This window comes from Aurantiacibacter aquimixticola, assembly GCF_003605475.1.
Classification (GTDB): domain Bacteria; phylum Pseudomonadota; class Alphaproteobacteria; order Sphingomonadales; family Sphingomonadaceae; genus Alteraurantiacibacter; species Alteraurantiacibacter aquimixticola_B.
The window spans coordinates 1,928,740-1,945,707 of the sequence record NZ_RAHX01000001.1 but is presented as its reverse complement, the minus strand read 5'-3'; the positions used below and the strand labels follow the sequence as shown (position 1 = coordinate 1,945,707).

17 protein-coding genes are annotated in these 16,968 nt (G+C 64.5%); 6 read left to right on the top strand and 11 right to left on the bottom strand.

From position 1 onward, the window contains the following. Positions 1-3 precede the first annotated feature (3 nt). The 9 genes from D6201_RS09780 to D6201_RS09740 form a co-directional block, all read right to left on the bottom strand. Positions 4-672, bottom strand: a complete 669-nt coding sequence (locus D6201_RS09780; RefSeq protein ID WP_193725698.1) for a hypothetical protein — start codon at positions 670-672, stop codon at positions 4-6. Between the two features lie 71 nt (positions 673-743). Then, the gene (locus D6201_RS09775; RefSeq protein ID WP_120048618.1) at positions 744-1,262 is read right to left on the bottom strand and encodes a demethoxyubiquinone hydroxylase family protein; all 519 of its coding nucleotides are present in this window, start codon (positions 1,260-1,262) and stop codon (positions 744-746) included. Continuing rightward, on the bottom strand, positions 1,259-1,720 hold the full coding sequence (locus D6201_RS09770; RefSeq protein ID WP_120048617.1) for a disulfide bond formation protein B: 462 nt from the start codon (positions 1,718-1,720) through the stop codon (positions 1,259-1,261). Before D6201_RS09770 ends, D6201_RS09775 begins: the two co-directional genes overlap by 4 nt. A 38-nt stretch (positions 1,721-1,758) precedes the next feature. Next, positions 1,759-3,096 carry a S41 family peptidase gene (locus D6201_RS09765; protein ID WP_120048616.1) on the bottom strand — a complete coding sequence of 446 codons (1,338 nt, stop codon included), beginning with the start codon at positions 3,094-3,096 and terminating at the stop codon, positions 1,759-1,761. A gap of 84 nt (positions 3,097-3,180) precedes the next feature. Beyond that, positions 3,181-4,383 carry a murein hydrolase activator EnvC family protein gene (locus D6201_RS09760; RefSeq protein WP_120048615.1) on the bottom strand — a complete coding sequence of 401 codons (1,203 nt, stop codon included), beginning with the start codon at positions 4,381-4,383 and terminating at the stop codon, positions 3,181-3,183. 4 nt (positions 4,384-4,387) lie between these two features. Then, on the bottom strand, positions 4,388-4,810 hold the full coding sequence (locus D6201_RS09755) for a 23S rRNA (pseudouridine(1915)-N(3))-methyltransferase RlmH (RefSeq protein WP_120048614.1): 423 nt from the start codon (positions 4,808-4,810) through the stop codon (positions 4,388-4,390). A gap of 334 nt (positions 4,811-5,144) precedes the next feature. Next, positions 5,145-5,534 (bottom strand): ribosome silencing factor, encoded by a 390-nt coding sequence (rsfS, locus tag D6201_RS09750; RefSeq protein ID WP_120049335.1) that lies wholly within the window; start codon positions 5,532-5,534, stop codon positions 5,145-5,147. Between the two features lie 108 nt (positions 5,535-5,642). After that, positions 5,643-6,308 carry a nicotinate-nucleotide adenylyltransferase gene (locus tag D6201_RS09745; RefSeq protein ID WP_120048613.1) on the bottom strand — a complete coding sequence of 222 codons (666 nt, stop codon included), beginning with the start codon at positions 6,306-6,308 and terminating at the stop codon, positions 5,643-5,645. Further along, positions 6,305-7,579 carry a glutamate-5-semialdehyde dehydrogenase gene (locus tag D6201_RS09740; protein WP_422664705.1) on the bottom strand — a complete coding sequence of 425 codons (1,275 nt, stop codon included), beginning with the start codon at positions 7,577-7,579 and terminating at the stop codon, positions 6,305-6,307. The genes D6201_RS09745 and D6201_RS09740 overlap by 4 nt, the downstream gene beginning before the upstream one ends. A 336-nt stretch (positions 7,580-7,915) precedes the next feature. On the opposite strand from D6201_RS09740, the gene D6201_RS09735 reads away from it, so the two are divergent. Then, positions 7,916-8,980 (top strand): M23 family metallopeptidase, encoded by a 1,065-nt coding sequence (locus D6201_RS09735; protein WP_242447506.1) that lies wholly within the window; start codon positions 7,916-7,918, stop codon positions 8,978-8,980. Beyond that, positions 8,973-9,407, top strand: coding sequence for a bactofilin family protein (locus tag D6201_RS09730; RefSeq protein WP_242447505.1), 435 nt, complete (start codon positions 8,973-8,975; stop codon positions 9,405-9,407). The genes D6201_RS09735 and D6201_RS09730 overlap by 8 nt, the downstream gene beginning before the upstream one ends. Positions 9,408-9,469: 62 nt before the next feature. On the opposite strand, the gene D6201_RS09725 is transcribed toward D6201_RS09730, so the two are convergent. Continuing rightward, complete coding sequence (locus D6201_RS09725; protein WP_120048610.1) at positions 9,470-10,261, bottom strand: DUF1013 domain-containing protein; 792 nt, start codon at positions 10,259-10,261, stop codon at positions 9,470-9,472. Between the two features lie 49 nt (positions 10,262-10,310). Continuing rightward, positions 10,311-11,324 (bottom strand): NAD(P)H-quinone oxidoreductase, encoded by a 1,014-nt coding sequence (locus tag D6201_RS09720; RefSeq protein WP_242447504.1) that lies wholly within the window; start codon positions 11,322-11,324, stop codon positions 10,311-10,313. Positions 11,325-11,384: 60 nt separating this feature from the next. On the opposite strand from D6201_RS09720, the gene D6201_RS09715 reads away from it, so the two are divergent. From D6201_RS09715 to D6201_RS09700, 4 genes are all read left to right on the top strand, one after another. Next, positions 11,385-11,615: a DUF1192 domain-containing protein gene (locus tag D6201_RS09715; protein WP_340137526.1), complete on the top strand. Its 231-nt coding sequence runs from the start codon at positions 11,385-11,387 to the stop codon at positions 11,613-11,615. Between the two features lie 173 nt (positions 11,616-11,788). Then, positions 11,789-14,161, top strand: a complete 2,373-nt coding sequence (clpA, locus tag D6201_RS09710) for an ATP-dependent Clp protease ATP-binding subunit ClpA (RefSeq protein ID WP_120048608.1) — start codon at positions 11,789-11,791, stop codon at positions 14,159-14,161. A 43-nt stretch (positions 14,162-14,204) separates the two neighbouring features. Then, positions 14,205-15,905 (top strand): M1 family metallopeptidase, encoded by a 1,701-nt coding sequence (locus D6201_RS09705; protein ID WP_165853537.1) that lies wholly within the window; start codon positions 14,205-14,207, stop codon positions 15,903-15,905. Positions 15,906-15,947: 42 nt separating this feature from the next. Continuing rightward, positions 15,948-16,967 (top strand): ligase-associated DNA damage response exonuclease, encoded by a 1,020-nt coding sequence (locus tag D6201_RS09700; protein ID WP_120048606.1) that lies wholly within the window; start codon positions 15,948-15,950, stop codon positions 16,965-16,967. Position 16,968 lies beyond the last annotated feature (1 nt).

Genomic DNA, 16,968 nt, shown 5'->3' with positions numbered 1-16,968 from the left:
GCGTTAGCCTGGCTCGGCTGGCGGAGCGATGCCGTCGAGCGGCACCTGCTCTTCATCGTCGTCGAATTCCGGCGCGGGAAGATCGCGCGGCGGGATGCGATCTGGATCGACGATGGTGCCCGGAGGCGCATCGGGATCGACCACTTCATCGCCCACCGGCTCGCTCTGTGCCGCGCGGCGACGGGCGAATTCGGCTTCTTCCAGTTCCTCGACGCGGGCCTGCGTGTCCGACGCCTCGCCTTCGATTTCCGCCAGCCGTTCACGCCGCGCTTCGGCGACCAGTTCGGCCATGCGCACATCGGTGCCCGCGGCCCGCTCGGCATAGGCGGCTTCGATCATTTCCATCGTGCAGCCAAGGTCGCCGCCCGCGCCCACCGGCGTGCAGGATAGCGGGCCGAAATCGCCGACTGCCTCGAGGCTTTGCGCGCGCTGCGTCCAGCTTTCGTTCTGCGGAGAATTGCTCTGCCGCAGGCGCGGGGGAATGCGATAGCGCTCGCTTTCGTCGAGCCGGGCGCAGACTGTGATGGTGTCCTCTGTCGAGGCCGGGCACTCGTCATCGCCATAGATGATGACCTGGTTCACCCGATCCCCGCCCTCGTCCTGCGCGGCGGCGGGAGCGGACAGCGCGGCAAGCGCGGTTCCGGCGAAGGCAAAGGCGATAGAGCGGGTCATGGCAATCCTCGATACAGTGTCGGCGCAAGGAAGCGCCCCGTCTGTTGAACGCGCGATGAAGGCGGGTTGTTTCAGATTTTCTCGGAAATGCGGATGGCGGCGCGGCAGCCGAGCCGGATCGCCGCGCTGAGCAGCGGATAGGCGGGGGCCTTTTCAGCGCCATGGGCGATGGCGGCGTCGCGATGCTCGCGCTCGTCTTCCCGAAAACGGCGGATCATGTCGGCCAGTTCAGGATCGTCGCCGGCCGCTTCCAGTTCGTCGAGCTGGTCGGAATAATGCTTGTCGATTTCGGTTTCGACCGCGGCCGTGCACGCCATGGCGGCTTCCGGCCCGATCAGCGCGGTGCCCGCGCCCAGTGCATATCCGGCGATGTTCCAGAATGGCTCCAGCGCCGTGGGGCGAACGCCGCGGCGGGCGATCAGCGCGTCAAATTCCTCGCGATGGCCGCGCTCCTGTTCCGCCATGGCGCGAATTTCCGCCGAGTGCGGCCCGCGATCGCCCATCACCGCAAGCTGCCCGGCATAGATGCGGGTCGCCCCGAATTCGCCCGCCTGGTCCACGCGGATCATCTCGTCCCGGTCCTTGGTCATTTCACGCGCTCCTTTGCCGCCAGCAGAACCCATATGGCGACGGCGCCGCCGATGGAAAGGAGGGCGTTCCACCCGGCGAGCGAAATGCCGATGAAGCTCCATGCCGCCTCGTCGCAGCGCACCACGTCGAACGACATCAGGTCCACTTCGCCAGACGCGCAGCCGGTAATGCCCTGCCACCAGCCATATTCGACGCCGGCATGGAACGCGCCGATCAGCCCCGATGTAAGGATGCCGCCCGCGGCAATCGCAATCCAGAACCGCTTGGGCGGCGCGAATGTGCCGAGAAAGGCAAAGGCGATGGCGGCGAAATGGGGCCAGCGCTGCCACCAGCACATTTCGCACGGGTAAAGGCCGAAGCCATACTGGCCGACATAGGCACCCGCGAGCAGCAGGGCCGGGACGGCGAAGGCGAGTTGCCGGGCGAACCGGTCCGATGCAGAAAGGCTGCGCGTCATGCGGGCGCTATCCTACGCCGAAGGCGCGCTCGCAACCCCTAGCGGCGCGCGGCGATGTTCGTCCCGCCCGTGCGGCGCAGCGTGCGCACCGCATAATCGAGCTGGAAATCCTCGACGCCCATCTCTTCGAGTTCGGCAGCGGTCAGCTGGAAGCGCGGATCGTCGAGCGTGTCGCGCATCAGCGATTCGTCTTCCGCCTCGATCTCGCCGACGAGGTGCCCACGCAAATCGCTTTCACGCAGGGCGAGCCGCTGGCGGCGCTCGGCATCGGGATCGGAAAGCTGCGGCACACGGATATCGGGCGCGATTCCGCCTTCCTGCACGCTGCGGCCAGATGGCGTGTAATACCGCGCCGTCGTCAGCTTGAGAGCGGTGTCGCGAGTGAGTGGCAGCAGTGTCTGCACGCTGCCCTTGCCGAAACTGCGCTCTCCCATCACCAGCGCCCGGCGATGATCCTGCAGCGCGCCGGCGACGATCTCGCTGGCGGAGGCCGAGCCTTCATCGATCAGGACGACGATCGGCACGCCTTCGGCAACGTCGCCACGATAAACCGTCTCGGCATCGAAGGCGACGGTATCACGGCGCGAGCGACCGCGCTGCGAAACGATCTGCCCGCCATCGAGGAACAGGTCGGACAGGGCCACCGCCTCGTCCAGCGAGCCGCCCGGATTGCGCCGCATGTCGAGCACGAGACCGGCCAGGCCTGCGCTGGACTGATCTTCCAGTTCGCGGACCGCGTCACGCACATCGGCGCCGACATCGGCGGAAAATTCGTTGATTGAGATGTGGCCGACATCGCCTTCGAGCAGTTCCCACGTCACCGGCTCCAATTCGATCAAGCCGCGAGTAACGACGACTTCGAAGCTGTCCTCCCGCCCCGGGCGGAAGATGGTGAGTTCGATGTCGCTGCCCGCCGGGCCGCGCATCTGCGCAACCGCCTCGTCGAGCTCCAGCCCGAAAATCAGCTGGCCATCGATATGGGTGATGTAATCGCCCGCCTTGATCCCGGCCTGATCGGCGGGACTGCCGCGGAAGGGCGAGACCACCTTCACCGCGCCATCCTCACCCTGCACGGAGATGCCGAGGCCCTGGTAATTGCCGTCGATCATGGTGTTGAGCCGCTGAAGCGACGCACCGTCGATATAGGCGGAATGCGGATCGAGCGCGGCAAGCATGCCGTCGATCGCGCCGCGGATCAGCACGTCATCCTCGACAGGCTCGACATAGCTGGCCTTGATCCGCTGGTAAGTCGCGAAAAGCGCCGCGAATTCAGGCGATGCGCGCCCATCGACCTGCGCCAGCGCCGATGTCGTGACAGGTACGAGGGCAACGGCAGTGCACAGAGCGGCGGCGCGAATGGAAGCGGCGATTTTCATAAATGCGAATCCTGTTCGGGATATGTCCCAGAGGCCGAGGTTATCGCACCGCGCCGCTGAACGCTAGCTGAGGCTGCGAATCGCTTACCGTGCATAGGTCAGCGGATTGACCGGCTGTCCGTCCCGCCGAAGCTCCAGCGTCACGCGCGGACGGCCCGGCCCCGCCGTGCCAAGCGGTGAACCGCGCCCGACCTCCTCGCCGACGCGGGTATCGATGCGGGCCAGCCCGGTGACGAGGCTCGTCCAGCCGCCGCCATGCTCGATGATAACAATGCGGCCATAACCGCGATACGGGCCTGCAAACGCTATGCGTCCCTCGGCCGGAGCAACCACCTGCGCTCCGGCGACCGGGGCAAGTGTCAGGCCGCGGCTAAGCACACCATCGCGCGGCGCACCGAACCCCGCCACGGTCCGACCTGTAACGGGAAGCATGTAAGGGCGCGGCGCAGAACGATCAGCCGCGACGCGCGTGGCTGCCCGGTCTTCGACCTCCGCGGTTTCGGGGGTCGCGGGGCGAAGGCGCGGTCCGGGCAATGCCGCAAGCTCACGCCGCAACTGCGCCGCCCGGTCGAATTCCTCGACCAGCGCATCGAGATCGCGCACGTCTTCGCTGAGCGCCAGAGCGCGCTCCGCCTCCCGATCGGCTTCGCTTCCTGCGGACCGGGCTGCCAGGCGCGCCTCGGTCTCGGCATCCGCCAATTCGTCCCGCCGCCTCGCCAGCGCGGCCTCTTCGGTCCGCAGGGCTTCGGCGGCGGCAAGCTCTTCGCGCCGTAATTGCGCCGTTCGGTCGATTTTTCCGCGCAGATCGGACGTGTCCTCGCGCACGGCGGCGGCGGTGCTCTGGAGAACGGCGCGGGTGTAGATCACATCGTCGATATCCCCGGGACGCAAGACGGTAAGCGCGGCCGGACGGCGGGCAAATTGCTGCAGCGCGGCGGTCAGTCGGACGAGCGGGCGCTGTTCGCGGCCGAGCGTTTCGCGCAAGTCCGCCTGCTCGCCGTCGATCAGACGCAGCCGCGCGCGCGCGGCCAGTATCCCCGCCTCGGCCTGCTGGATACGCGCGGCGAGCGCGGCGGCCTCGGCCTGCGCGCGCTCCGCATCGCTTTCGGCGCTCTCGGCCTGCTCCGAAAAGCGCGCGCTGCGTTGCTCGGCGGCCCGCTTCTCGGCAATCGCATCGGCGAGCGCTGTGCGGACCGCTGCGCCATCGCTCGCATCGGGCGCGCGCTGCGCAAATGCGGCACCGGTGAACAGGAGAGCCGACCCGGCAAGAAGGAGGATGCGGTGCATGTCGCTATCCTGACCGATGATAAGGATGACCCGCAAGTATCGATGTTGCGCGAAACAGTTGTTCGGCGAGTATGGCGCGGGCAAGCAGATGCGGCCACGTCGCCTTGCCGAAGCTCAGCAGCAGGTCAGCCGCCGCGCGATCCTCGTCCGAATGCCCGTCGGCCGCACCGATGACGAAACGGCATTCGCGCATGCCATCGTCGCGCCACCTGCCCAGCGTTGCCGCGAAATCCTCCGAACCGAGATTTTTCCCTTTCTCGTCGAGCAGCACCGTTTTGAACGGCGTCTGCGGCTCGGGAATGCGTCCGCCGGTCTCGGGCAGCTCCGTGATCTTGAAAGGCCACGCGATTCGCTTGGCATACCGCCCGACCAGTTCCGCCTCTGGCGAACGGGCGATCTTGCCACGAGCGATGATGTGGAGAAGCATGGTTTGTGGTTACTCGCGTCGGCGCGTGGGGAGAAGGATTTGTTTTCTTTTCGATCCGACCTCCGTCGGATCGTCCTCGCTAGACGCGCAGCAAGCTGCGCCCGCTGCGGGCGGGCGTTCGCCCTTGCCGGTCTGTGACCGGAGCTCCGCAGAGCCCTTGCAATCTTGCGCTAGGATCGGGCGCGACCAGCGGCCGACAGAGCGCGAATGCGCGACCGCAGGTGCCGCGTAGCGAAGCGGAGCGAATAGCACCGAGGACGCACCCGCGGAGGCGGGTGCATGAAACAAACAACTCACCGAGGACGAAGCCGCGGAGGCGGCTTCGCAAAGAAAATCAGGCCCGCCCCATCTCGCGCGTTTCGCCGTCTTCGCCAAAGCCCCACATCCGTTCGAGATTGTAGAAGCTGCGGACTTCGGGCCGGAAGAGATGCACCACCACGTCGCCCGCATCAATCAGCACCCAGTCCGCGGCCGGCAGACCTTCGATGCTGGGAATCGGGCCGCCAGAGCGCTTGATCTTCTCGGCCAGCTTGTTCGCCATCGCCGCGACCTGCCGCGTCGAGCGGCCAGAGGCGATGACCATGTGATCGGCGATCGAGCTCTTGCCCTCCAGCGGAATGGAGACGAGTTCCTGCGCCTGATCATCATCGAGCTGTTCGATGATCAGCGCGTGGAGCGAGCCGGGCTCGGTCTCGGGCAGGGTCGGGGTTTCAGCTGCGGGCATGTCGAATGGCGCGCCGTTTCCGGTCGCACCGCTTATGGCTGGTGTCATCGCTTGTGATCATGCTCCTGATGGTGGGAATGCGCGCGCCGCTTGGCAAGGGCATTCGCATCACGCGCCATGCTCCTGCGACGAATTGTGGATGAGGGAATGCGTCACTTCGTCCCGGGGCGCAGGGCCGGCAAACCGGCTCGCCCAGTCAGGATCCGCGGCGCGTATCGCTGTCGCGGAGCGCGGATCGGGATCGAAACGCAATTCTATCAGCGCGGGTGCGCTCCATTCCTCGCGGCTTTTGAAGCGGGCGGCGGACAGCCGGTATTTCCGCAGCCAGGCCATTGCGGGGCTCGCCATGGCCTTGTCGTCATATCCCGGTCTGGCGATCACGGCAATGGGAACGGCGCGCGCTATCCTTCGCCAATCCTTCCAGCGATGGAACTGTGCCAGATTGTCCGACCCCATCAGCCACACGAAGCGGCGCTTCGGATAGCGACGGATCAGCGCGCGCAATGTGTCGATCGTGTAGCGCGTACCGAGCGCCTGCTCGATGGCAGTGACGCGGATCGGAGCGTTGCGGCTCATCCGCCGGGCCGAGTGCACACGGGCAGCGAGCGGGGCCATGCCCTTCTTAGGTTTCAGCGGATTGCCGGGGGAGACCATCCACCAGGCCTCGTCCAGGCCGAGCGCATTTATCGTGAACAGCGTGACTCGCCGATGGCCGGCATGGGCGGGATTGAAGCTCCCGCCGAGCAGGCCGGTGACGGGTCCGTCTTTTCTCAAGAGCGGGCCTGGCCCTGCCCTAGCACCTGCCACTTGTAAGTTGTCAGCCCTTCCAGCGCGACCGGTCCGCGCGCGTGCAGGCGCCCAGTGGCGATGCCGATTTCCGCGCCCAGGCCGAATTCGCCGCCATCGGCGAACTGGCTGGAGGCGTTGTGCATCACGATGGCGCTGTCCACTTCGGCGAGGAAACGCTCCGCCGCCGCGTCGTCGCCTGTCACGATAGCGTCAGTGTGGCCCGAGGAGTGGGCGGCGATGTGCTCCATGGCGTCGTCCAGCCCGTCCACCACCGCAACCGACAGCACGGCGTCGAGATATTCGGTGTCCCAGTCCTCGGCGCTCGCTGGCTTTACCCGATCGTCGATCGCCTGCGCACGACTGTTGCCGCGCAATTCGCAGCCCGCATCGGCGATGGCGGACAGCACATCGCCCGCAGCGGGGAATGCCGCGTCCACCAGAAGCGTTTCCATCGCCCCGCAAATGCCGGTGCGGCGCATCTTGGCATTGATCGCGATATCCTTGGCCATCGCCGGGTCGGCGGCGGCGTGGATATATGTGTGGCAAATACCGTCGAGATGAGCGAGCACCGGCACGCGCGCATCGGCCTGAACGCGTGCGACCAGCCCTTTGCCGCCGCGCGGGACGATCATGTCGATCAGCCCTGCGGCCTTCAGCATCGCGCCGACGGCGGCACGGTCCTGCGTCGGCAGCAACTGGATCGAATCGGCCGGGAGGCCTGCGCTCTCGACACCGCGCGCGAAGGCGGCATGCAGAGCGCGATTGGAATGCACAGCCTCGCTTCCGCCGCGCAGCAACGCCGCATTCCCGGAACGCAGGCAAAGCGCGGCAGCGTCGGCCGTCACATTCGGGCGGCTTTCATAGATGATGCCGATCAGGCCGATAGGGATGCGGCGGCGCACCAGCGTCATCCCGGCAGGCGCTTGGGACCGGTCGATCTCTTCACCCACCGGATCCGGCAGCGAAGCGACGTTCTCGATGGCGACAGCAATCGCTTCGAGCCGGTCGCCGTCCAGCTTCAGCCGGTCGAGCATCGCTCCAGACAGGCCGTTCGCCTCGCCTGCGCTCACATCTTCTGCATTGGCTTCGAGAATGGCGGACGTGTCTTCCCGGATCGCGCTGGCGGCGGCACGCAGGGCACCCGCCTTTTTGGCATCGGAAGCGCGCGCCAGCATGCGTTGCGCCGCTCGGCCCGCCATGGCGAGGCTCTCTATAAGTTTTTCGGGAGTGTCGATCTGGCTGCTCATGTCATTCATATGCGCGCCCTAACATTCCTCTCGCTTACTGTCAGGGGCGCAAAATGGCGCCGGGCGATTCGGTAGAAGTCGTTTTGTTCCCGATTTTTGCAAAAATTTTACAGCGATGTAACGTTTCACCGCAAACCAACCGCAACTCGCCCCAAGCGTTAAGACTTCGACTCGACGTGTGAATGTTCACAGCTATGCCTGCTGCAGGACAAGAATAAGACGGACGGGGTCGTTTTGCTTAAATCAGCCGCAAGCGGTTTGCACCGCATGCGGACGTGGTTCCCGGAGCGCGAATTTTTCATGCGCTCCCAGGGTCAGGTTCGCTTCATAACTATTACGACGCGCATGCAGATGATCGCGGCGGGGCTTGCTGCCGTGGCCGTGCTCGGTTGGGGCGGATCGGTCGGCGCGGCGGCATTCAGCCAGTATCGCGCCCATTCGGAGCGCGTTTCCCTGCTGGAGCGCGAAGCATTCGTTGCCAAGTCGGAAGATCGTTTCGACGCCTATGCCGAAGACATCGCGGCCACGACCGAAGATCTGAAACGCCGTCAGGAGTTCATCGAGAGCATGGTCTCCATGCTGCCCGACGATGTGCGCGAAGGCGAAAACGTGTCCGACAGCTCAGCCGAAAGCGAAGAGCTGATCGGCATGATCCGCGACGTCTTTCCGGCAGCGATGGGCCTCGCCGAGGTGGAAGCGCGCCAGCTCGCCTTCGTCGAGCGCCTGACCCGTTATGCCGACCGCCGTGCGGCCCGCGCTGAAGACGCGATCCGCACGCTCGGACTCGATCCCCGCGTGGTGGTGACCGAGAATGAAACGGCGATGGGTGGTCCGTTCGAAGCGCTGGCATCGGATAGCGACGGCGAGCTCGATCCGCGTTTCGAGCGACTCGGCCTCAGCCTCGCCCGGATGAGCGCGCTGGAACGCGGCCTCGAGGCGATCCCGCAGGTTATGCCTGCAGACATCAATTCGATTTCATCGGGCTTCGGTGCGCGCCGCGACCCGTTCAGCGGCCGCGCGGCCATGCATAACGGTCTCGATTTCCGCGCACCGCACGGTTCGCCGATCCATGCCACCGCCGCCGGCCGCGTCACTTTCGTCGGCAATCGTTCGGGTTACGGGAAAACCGTGGAGATCAGCCACGGTTCAGGCATGATTACCCGTTATGCTCACATGTCCGCCTTCCGCACGCGAGTCGGAACGGAAATCGCCGCGGGCGAGGTCATCGGAGCGATCGGCAGTACCGGCCGCTCGACCGGCCCGCATCTGCATTTTGAAGTCCGTATCGACGGACGCGCCGTAAATCCGCGGCCCTTCCTGGAGACAGCCCCCCATGTTCTCGAAGAAGCCCGAGCAGGACTCGGAACTCACACCCCCCACACCACCAATCAGGAGCGCACCCGTGGCTAAGAACGGTAACAGCACCTTTTCCGTCATCGGCCCGGACGTGACCATTCGCGGCAATATCGAAGCCACGGTGGACCTCCATGTCGACGGCAAGGTCGTGGGCGACATCGCCTGCGCCAGCCTGGTGCAGGGCGAATCGAGCCGCGTCGAAGGCGAGATCAAGGCCGAAAGCGCGCGCCTTTCCGGCGAAGTTTCCGGCAAGATCGAAGCGCGCGAGCTGGTCGTGCTGCGCAGCGCCCGTATCGAAGGCGATGTAAGCTACGAGACGTTGACCATCGAGCAGGGCGCGAATGTCGATGGCCGCTTCGCGCCGCTCGGCAACAATCGCCGCTCCTCGGACAAGCCAGCCGCGCAGCAACAACCGCAGCAGACACCGGCCAAGGACGTGAAGAAGGGCGACGGAGAACCGTCGCTCAGCCTCGCAGGCTGAGGCGATTTAGGTATTTTGGGAGAGAAGGGCGGCCTCAGCGGGCCGCCCTTTTTCGTTGGTGCCTAGAGGTCTTCGGGGCCCGGCTCAGGTGCCGGATTTTCTTCCGCAAGCCGCTTGGCGGCCAGCCATTCCTCGGCCTCCGCTTCCTGCGCAGCCTCGGCGGCAGCCTTGACCGCTTCCTCCCGCTCGCGCCGCAGTTCCTCGATCAGCTTTTGTTTGTCGTCGCGCGGATCGGCGGGCGCGGCGGCCACCTCTTCCTCACCCTCGACAGGCTCGGGAGCGGGAACGCGCTTGGCCGCCTTGGCCACCGCCGCGTCCAGTTCGCGTTGCGAACACAGGCCCAGCGTCACCGGATCCTTGGGCTGGATGTTCTGAATGTTCCAGTGGCTGCGATCGCGAATGGCGTTGATCGTGTTGCGCGTCGTGCCGATCAGGCGGCCGATCTGCGCGTCGGAAATTTCCGGGTGATTGCGCAGGATCCACGCGATGCCGTCGGGCTTGTCCTGCCGCTTGCTGACCGGCGTATAGCGCGGTCCCTTTGTGCGGCTGACATCGACAGGTGCCTTCTGCATCACCAGCGAGTAATTCGCATCGGTCTGGCCGCGCTCGATTTCCTCATGCGTCAGCTCGCCCGAATGCACCGGATCGCGTCCGGTATATTTCGTGCTCGCAAGATCGTCCGCCATCGCCTGCACTTCAAGAATATGCAGACCGCAAAAGTCGGCGATCTGGGTGAAGCTGAGCGAGGTGTTGTCGACGAGCCAGCTGGCGGTCGCATGCGGCATCAGGGGGGTGGGCTGGTCGGCCACGATGTTTCTCCGAAATAAAAGGGCCGCCCCTCGCGGGACGGCCATTGCGCGTCAGGATGTAGGCGCTTTGCTGCGCTTGGGCAAGCGAAAGCCCTCAGCCGTCGCCACCGACGTCCAGCACGATCTTGCCGATATGCTCGCGCGCCTCCATTCGAGCATGGGCGGCAGCGGCTTCTTCCAGCGCGAAGGTGCGATCCATACAGGGTCGCAACTCGCCCGCTTCGACCGACGGCCAGACTTCCCGGAACAGCTCGTCTGCGAGCATGCCCTTGAACACATCGGAGCGCGCGCGAAGCGTCGAGCCGGTGATCGATTGGCGCTTCATCATGAGCTTGATGATGTTCACCGTCGACTTCGCTCCGCCCAGCGTCGCGATGACCACGATGCGGCCGTCTTCTGCCAGGCAATCGAGATTGCGCTGCGTGTATTCGCCCGCCACCATGTCGAGCACGAGATCGCAACCGCGCCCGCCGGTGATGTCGCGCACGCGCTGGGCGAAATCCTCGGTTTTGTAATTGATCGCGTGATCGGCTCCGATCTCGCGCGCCGCATCGCATTTCGCATCGCTGCCACAGGTGACGATGACATCGAGGCCGAACAATTTGGCAAGCTTGATCGCCATCGTGCCGATGCCGCTCGTCCCGCCATGCACCAGCAGTACTTCGCCGTCGCGCGCATATCCGCGCTGGAAAACATTGTGCCACACGGTGCACAGCGTTTCGGGGATCGCCGCGGCCTCGGCCATCGACAATCCATCCGGCACCGGCAGGCAGTGCTCGGGCCGGGCGAGGCAATATTCGGCATAGCCGCCGGCGTTCACCAGGGCGCAAACCCGCTTTCCCAGCTCGCCCGCGTCGACGCCATCGCCCCGCGCCACGATCTCGCCCGCGATTTCGAGGCCGGGGATATCGGATGCGCCATCGGGCGGTGGGTAATGCCCTGCGCGCTGCAGGCAGTCGGGACGGTTCACGCCCGCATGGCTGACACGTATGAGCACTTCGCCCGGGCCTGGGCGCGGCAGATCGCGATCGACGCAGCGCAGAACGTCCGGCCCGCCCGGCTCCGCGATTTCGACCGCTCTCATCGTCATCGGCAGTGCCGTCGCCATCGTGTCTGTCCCTGCCTCTTCTCCCCGCCCGTAGGGTTCGTCAGGATTGACAGCAAGGGCATGGCTGCCGATGTTGCACAACAGATGGAAGACGACGACCTTCCCCGGATGCGATCCGATGCGGCGGCGCTGCTAGCCACGGAATCGCTCGATACCTATTCGCAGGACGAATTGATGGCCCGCGTCCAGCAATTGGAGGCGGAAATCGTTCGGGTGAAGGCGCATCACGCGAAGGCGGCGGACCATCGCAAGGTGGCCGATGCGCTGTTCAAGCCCAGAGAAACCGATTGAGCGGGCACCGCCCTTCGGACCTCTTAAAATTGCGCAGCAGCGCCCCATATCATTCACACAATCGGCGCGGAGCGACGGCGCCATTCACCAGTCGCGTTAGGCCGATATTCACCATGTGCCGCGCACCATCCCTGCATACCGGCAAGCAGGCGTAAGCCAGACGAAGGACGAGAATGCCAAGTTTCGCGCAGAATCTAGAAAAAACACTCCACGGGGCCATCCAGCACGCGATCGACCGGAGCCACGAATATGCCACGCTGGAGCACCTGTTGCTGGCGCTCGTGCAGGACAGCGATGCTGTCGAGGTGATGGACGCCTGCGGTGTCGACAAGGACGAGCTTACCGGCGTCGTGCGCCAGTATCTCGATCAGGAATATCAGTCGCTCAAGACCGAGGAAGACGCCGACCCGCAGCCCACTGCCGGGTTCCAGCGGGTGATCCAGCGCGCAATCCTGCATGTGCAGTCGAGCGGCAAGGACACCGTGACCGGCGCCAACGTGCTGGTGGCGCTGTTCTCCGAGCGCGATTCCTACGCCGTCTATTTCCTGCAGCAACAGGATATGAGTCGGCTCGATGCGGTGAGCTTCATCAGCCACGGCATCGGCAAGGGCGGCAGGCAAATCGAAAATCGCGCCGCTTCGGCAGGCGAGGAGGAGGCGCAGACGCGCGGCGACGATAAGGGCGAGAAAAAGAAGGATTCCGCGCTCGACCAGTTCTGCGTCAATCTCAATCAGAAGGCGCTCGACGGGAAGGTCGATCCGCTGATCGGCCGTGGCCCGGAAGTCGATCGCACGGTGCAGATCCTATGCCGTCGCTCGAAGAACAATCCGCTCTATGTCGGCGATCCCGGCGTCGGAAAGACCGCCATCGCGGAAGGCCTGGCCCGCAAGATCGTCGAGGGCGAAGTGCCCGACGTGCTCGAGGATGCGGTGATCTACTCGCTCGACATGGGCGCGCTGCTGGCGGGCACGCGCTATCGCGGCGATTTCGAGGAGCGGCTGAAGCAAGTCGTCAATGAGCTCGAAAAGATGCCCGAGGCCATTCTTTTCATCGACGAAATTCACACCGTGATCGGTGCCGGCGCGACCAGCGGCGGAGCGATGGATGCGTCCAATCTGCTCAAGCCGGCGCTTTCGAGCGGCGCGATCCGCTGCGTCGGTTCGACCACCTATAAGGAATTCCGCAATCACTTCGAAAAGGACCGCGCGCTGCTGCGCCGGTTCCAGAAGATCGACGTGAACGAGCCCACGATCGAGGACACGGTGAAGATCCTCAAGGGACTGCGCAGTGCCTTCGAGGAGCATCACAAGGTCAAATACACGCCCGATGCCATCAAGACCGCGGTCGAGATGAGCGCGCGTTACATCAACGACCGCAAGCTGCCCGACAAGGCGATCGACGTGATCGACGAAGTCGGCGCGATGCAGATGCTCGTGCCGCCGAGCCGTCGCCGCAAAACGATCACCGCCAAGGAGATCGAAAAGGTCGTCGCGACGATGGCACGCATCCCGCCCAAATCGGTCAGCAAGGACGACAGGGCCGCGCTTGCCAATCTCGAAAAGGATCTGAAGCGGGTCGTGTTCGGCCAGGACGAGGCGATCGATCGCCTGTCCACTGCGATGAAGCTAAGCCGTGCAGGCCTGCGCGATCCGGACAAGCCCATCGGCAGTTTCCTGTTCAGCGGTCCGACCGGCGTCGGCAAGACCGAAGTCGCGCGCCAGCTCGCCTCCATCATGGGGATCGAGCTCAAGCGCTTCGACATGTCCGAATATATGGAGCGGCACAGCGTGTCCCGCCTGATCGGGGCGCCTCCGGGCTATGTCGGATACGATCAGGGAGGTCTGCTGACCGACGCCATCGATCAGCACCCGCATTGCGTGCTGCTGCTCGACGAAATCGAAAAAGCGCATCCCGACTTGTTCAACATCCTGCTGCAGGTCATGGATAACGGCAAGCTGACGGATCATCACGGCAAGACCGTCGATTTCCGCAATGTCGTCCTCGTGATGACGACCAACGCCGGTGCGTCCGACGCGGCCAAGCAGGGCATCGGTTTCGGTGCGGGACAGCGGACCGACGCTTCGGAAGAAGCGGTGAAGAAGATGTTCACACCTGAATTCCGCAACCGTCTCGATGCGATCGTGCCCTTCGGCTATCTCGGCACCAATACGATCAGCCGCGTGGTCGACAAGTTCATCCTTCAGCTCGAACTCCAGCTGGCGGACCAGAACGTGCATATCCAGTTCGATGGCGATGCGCGCGAATGGCTTGGCAAGCGCGGTTACGACAAGCTGATGGGCGCGCGCCCGATGGGCCGCCTGATCCAGGAAAAGGTCAAGCAGCCGCTCGCCGAAGAGCTGCTGTTCGGCAAGCTCGCCAGCGGCGGCGAAGTGCATGTGAGCGTGAAGGACGACAAGCTCGCCTTCGAGCTCACACCGGCACCGCCCAAAAGCAAGCCCAAGCGCAAGAAGGCCGCTGCAAAGAAGAAGCCGGACGCGTCGGCCGGTGATGGCGGGGATGACAGCACGGGCGATAGCGAGAGCTGATTTCACGCTAGGCGACGCGCCACCTTCGGGCTACGCTTGTCGCATGATTGAAAAATTCAGCAAAATCAGGCTGGCGGCGGGAGCGATTGCTTTCGCCGCCGCTTTTGTCTCCACCACCGCGCTCGCCCAACCCGCCCAGCCGCTCGCCCCGCGCACGGCGGAAAGCGACCTGCCGCTCGACGATGCACGGGCGAATATGGAATTGCCGCAAGTTGCGCTCGCCTTTCGCGTCGATCCTGCCAATCGCAGCATCTCCGGCCAGGGTCGCTACACGGTGCAGGCGAGCGAAGCGTTGGATGCAATCGCCTTCGATCTCGATCCGCGCTTCGCGGTCACGCTCGTGCGGGTCGCAGGCAGAGTGCTCGGGATCGGGGAGTATGCCAATCCCGACGGCCTGCTCCGCATTCCGCTGGATGAAAATCTGGCGGCAGGCGAGAGTGTCGAGGTCGATATCCATTGGCGCGGCCAGCCTCATGTGGCGCTCAATCCACCCTGGGAAGGCGGTTTCGTTTGGAGCACTGCGCCCGGTGGCGAACCATGGATCGCGACCGCCGTACAAGGCGAAGGCTGCGACCTCTTCTGGCCGTGTATCGACCATTCGTCGAAGCGGATCGACCGGCTCGACATGAGCGTGATCGTGCCCAATGGTCTTGTCGCGGCTGGAAATGGCGCGCTTGTCGGAACGACCGCGAATGAAGACGGCACGACGAGTTATCACTGGCGCGCTCGCGATCCGTCGAATTACGGCGTGACGCTGCAGATCGGCCCTTACGACGTGGTCGAGCGCGATTACGAAAGCCAATTCGGCAACACCATCGCCATTCGCTTCTGGCACTTGCCCGGCAACAAGGCCGGCGCGCGGCGGCTGGTGGCGGAAATGGAGACCTATCTCGATTTTTTCGAAAGCAAGTTCGGCCCATATCCATTTTCGGACGAAAAAGTGGGCGTCGCCGAGACGCCGCATCTCGGCATGGAGCACCAGACGATCAATGCCTATGGCAACGAATATCGGGAGAGCGAGCTTGGCTATGACTGGTTGCTCAATCACGAATTCGCACATGAATGGTTTGCCAACCAGCTGACGCATCAGAGCGTCAATCACATGTGGCTGCACGAAGGGATCGCTCAGTGGATGCAGCCGCTCTATCTCGGCTGGCTGCATGAGGATGAAGGCGTGTACGACGCCGAAATGGCGCGCTTCCGCCGCCAAATCCGCAACCGCGTCCCGCTTGTCGCCCCGGAAGGAACACTGCCCGACTACAATGATCGATCTGCTGGCTGGGGCACGGACATCTATTACAAGGGTGCATGGGTCATGCACTCGTTGCGCTATCTCGTCGGCGAGGAGGTGCTGTTCGATGCAATGACGCGCCTGACCTACGGCACGGACGATCCGCAGCCCGGTAATATCCGCCCGGTCAATCGCACGACGGACGACTTTCGCGTAATCTTGGAGGAGATGACTGGCGACGATCTCGGCTGGTTCTTCGACGCCTATTTCTACCAGGCAGAGCTGCCGCGCCTGACGGTGCTGCGCGACGGATACGATCTGACGCTCAAATGGGACTCGCCAGCCGAAGCGGCGTTCGAGATGCCGGTCGAGATTATCGTCGATGGCGAAGTTCGCCGGATCGAAATGGAGAATGGCAGCGCGCACACTTACCTTCCCCGGCCCGACGCGCAGCTTTCCGTGGATCCGTATATGCGCGTGCTGAAAGAGGAATTGCCACAGAGCGGCGCATAGCACCGCCCGGAACGCCCCTGCGCTCGGCGGATTGCTTATCCGATGGCCGCGCCTTTTTCCTGGATCAAACCGCACCCCCAAGGTGTGCATGTCGTGCCCGCCGATGCGTGGATCGACCCGTCCGTCGCAGTCGATCGCGCGCTCGTCACCCACGGCCATGCTGACCATGCGCGTGGCGGCCATGGCGCGACGGTCGCGACGCCGGAAACGCTGGCGATCATGGCGCTGCGCTATCGCACCGGGGAAGGCCCGGATGGCGGCGACACGACGCCGGTCGAATATGGCGAGACCGTTCGGCTGAAGGGCGGTGTCGATGCGACCTATATCCCGGCGGGCCACGTGCTCGGCAGCGCGCAGATCCTGCTTGAACATGCGGGCGAGCGGGTGGTGATCACCGGAGACTACAAACGCCGCGCCGATCCGACCTGCCCGCCCTTCGAAGTCACGCCGTGCGATATCTTCATCACCGAAGCGACCTTCGGCCTGCCGCTCTTCACCCACCCGCCGATCGAGGAGGAAATGGCGAAACTGCTCGACAGGCTCGCCGCTTATCCCGATCGCTGCGTTTTGATCGGCGCCTATGCGCTCGGCAAGGCGCAGCGTGTCATCGCCGAATTGCGCGCGGCAGGGCATCACGATCCCATCTACCTGCACGGCGCGATGGAGAAGATGTGTCGGCTTTACGAAGAGCACGGCGTCGATCTAGGCGAGCTGCGGCTGGTGGCCGATCATACGAAGGACGATATGCGCGGCGCCATCGTCGTCTCTCCACCCAGCGCCTTGAACGACCGCTGGAGCCGACGCCTGCCCGACCCGATCACGGCGATGGCGAGCGGCTGGATGCGGGTGCGCCAGCGCGCCCGTCAGCGCAATGTCGAGCTGCCGCTGGTCATTTCCGACCATGCCGACTGGCATGAACTGACGCGCACGATCCAAGAGGTCGATCCGCAAGAGACCTGGATCACTCACGGGCGGGAGGAAGCGCTGCTGCGCTGGCATCAGCTTCACCAGCGCCGCGCCCGTGCGCTCGCTCTGGTCGGGCGCGAGGACGAAGACGAGTAGG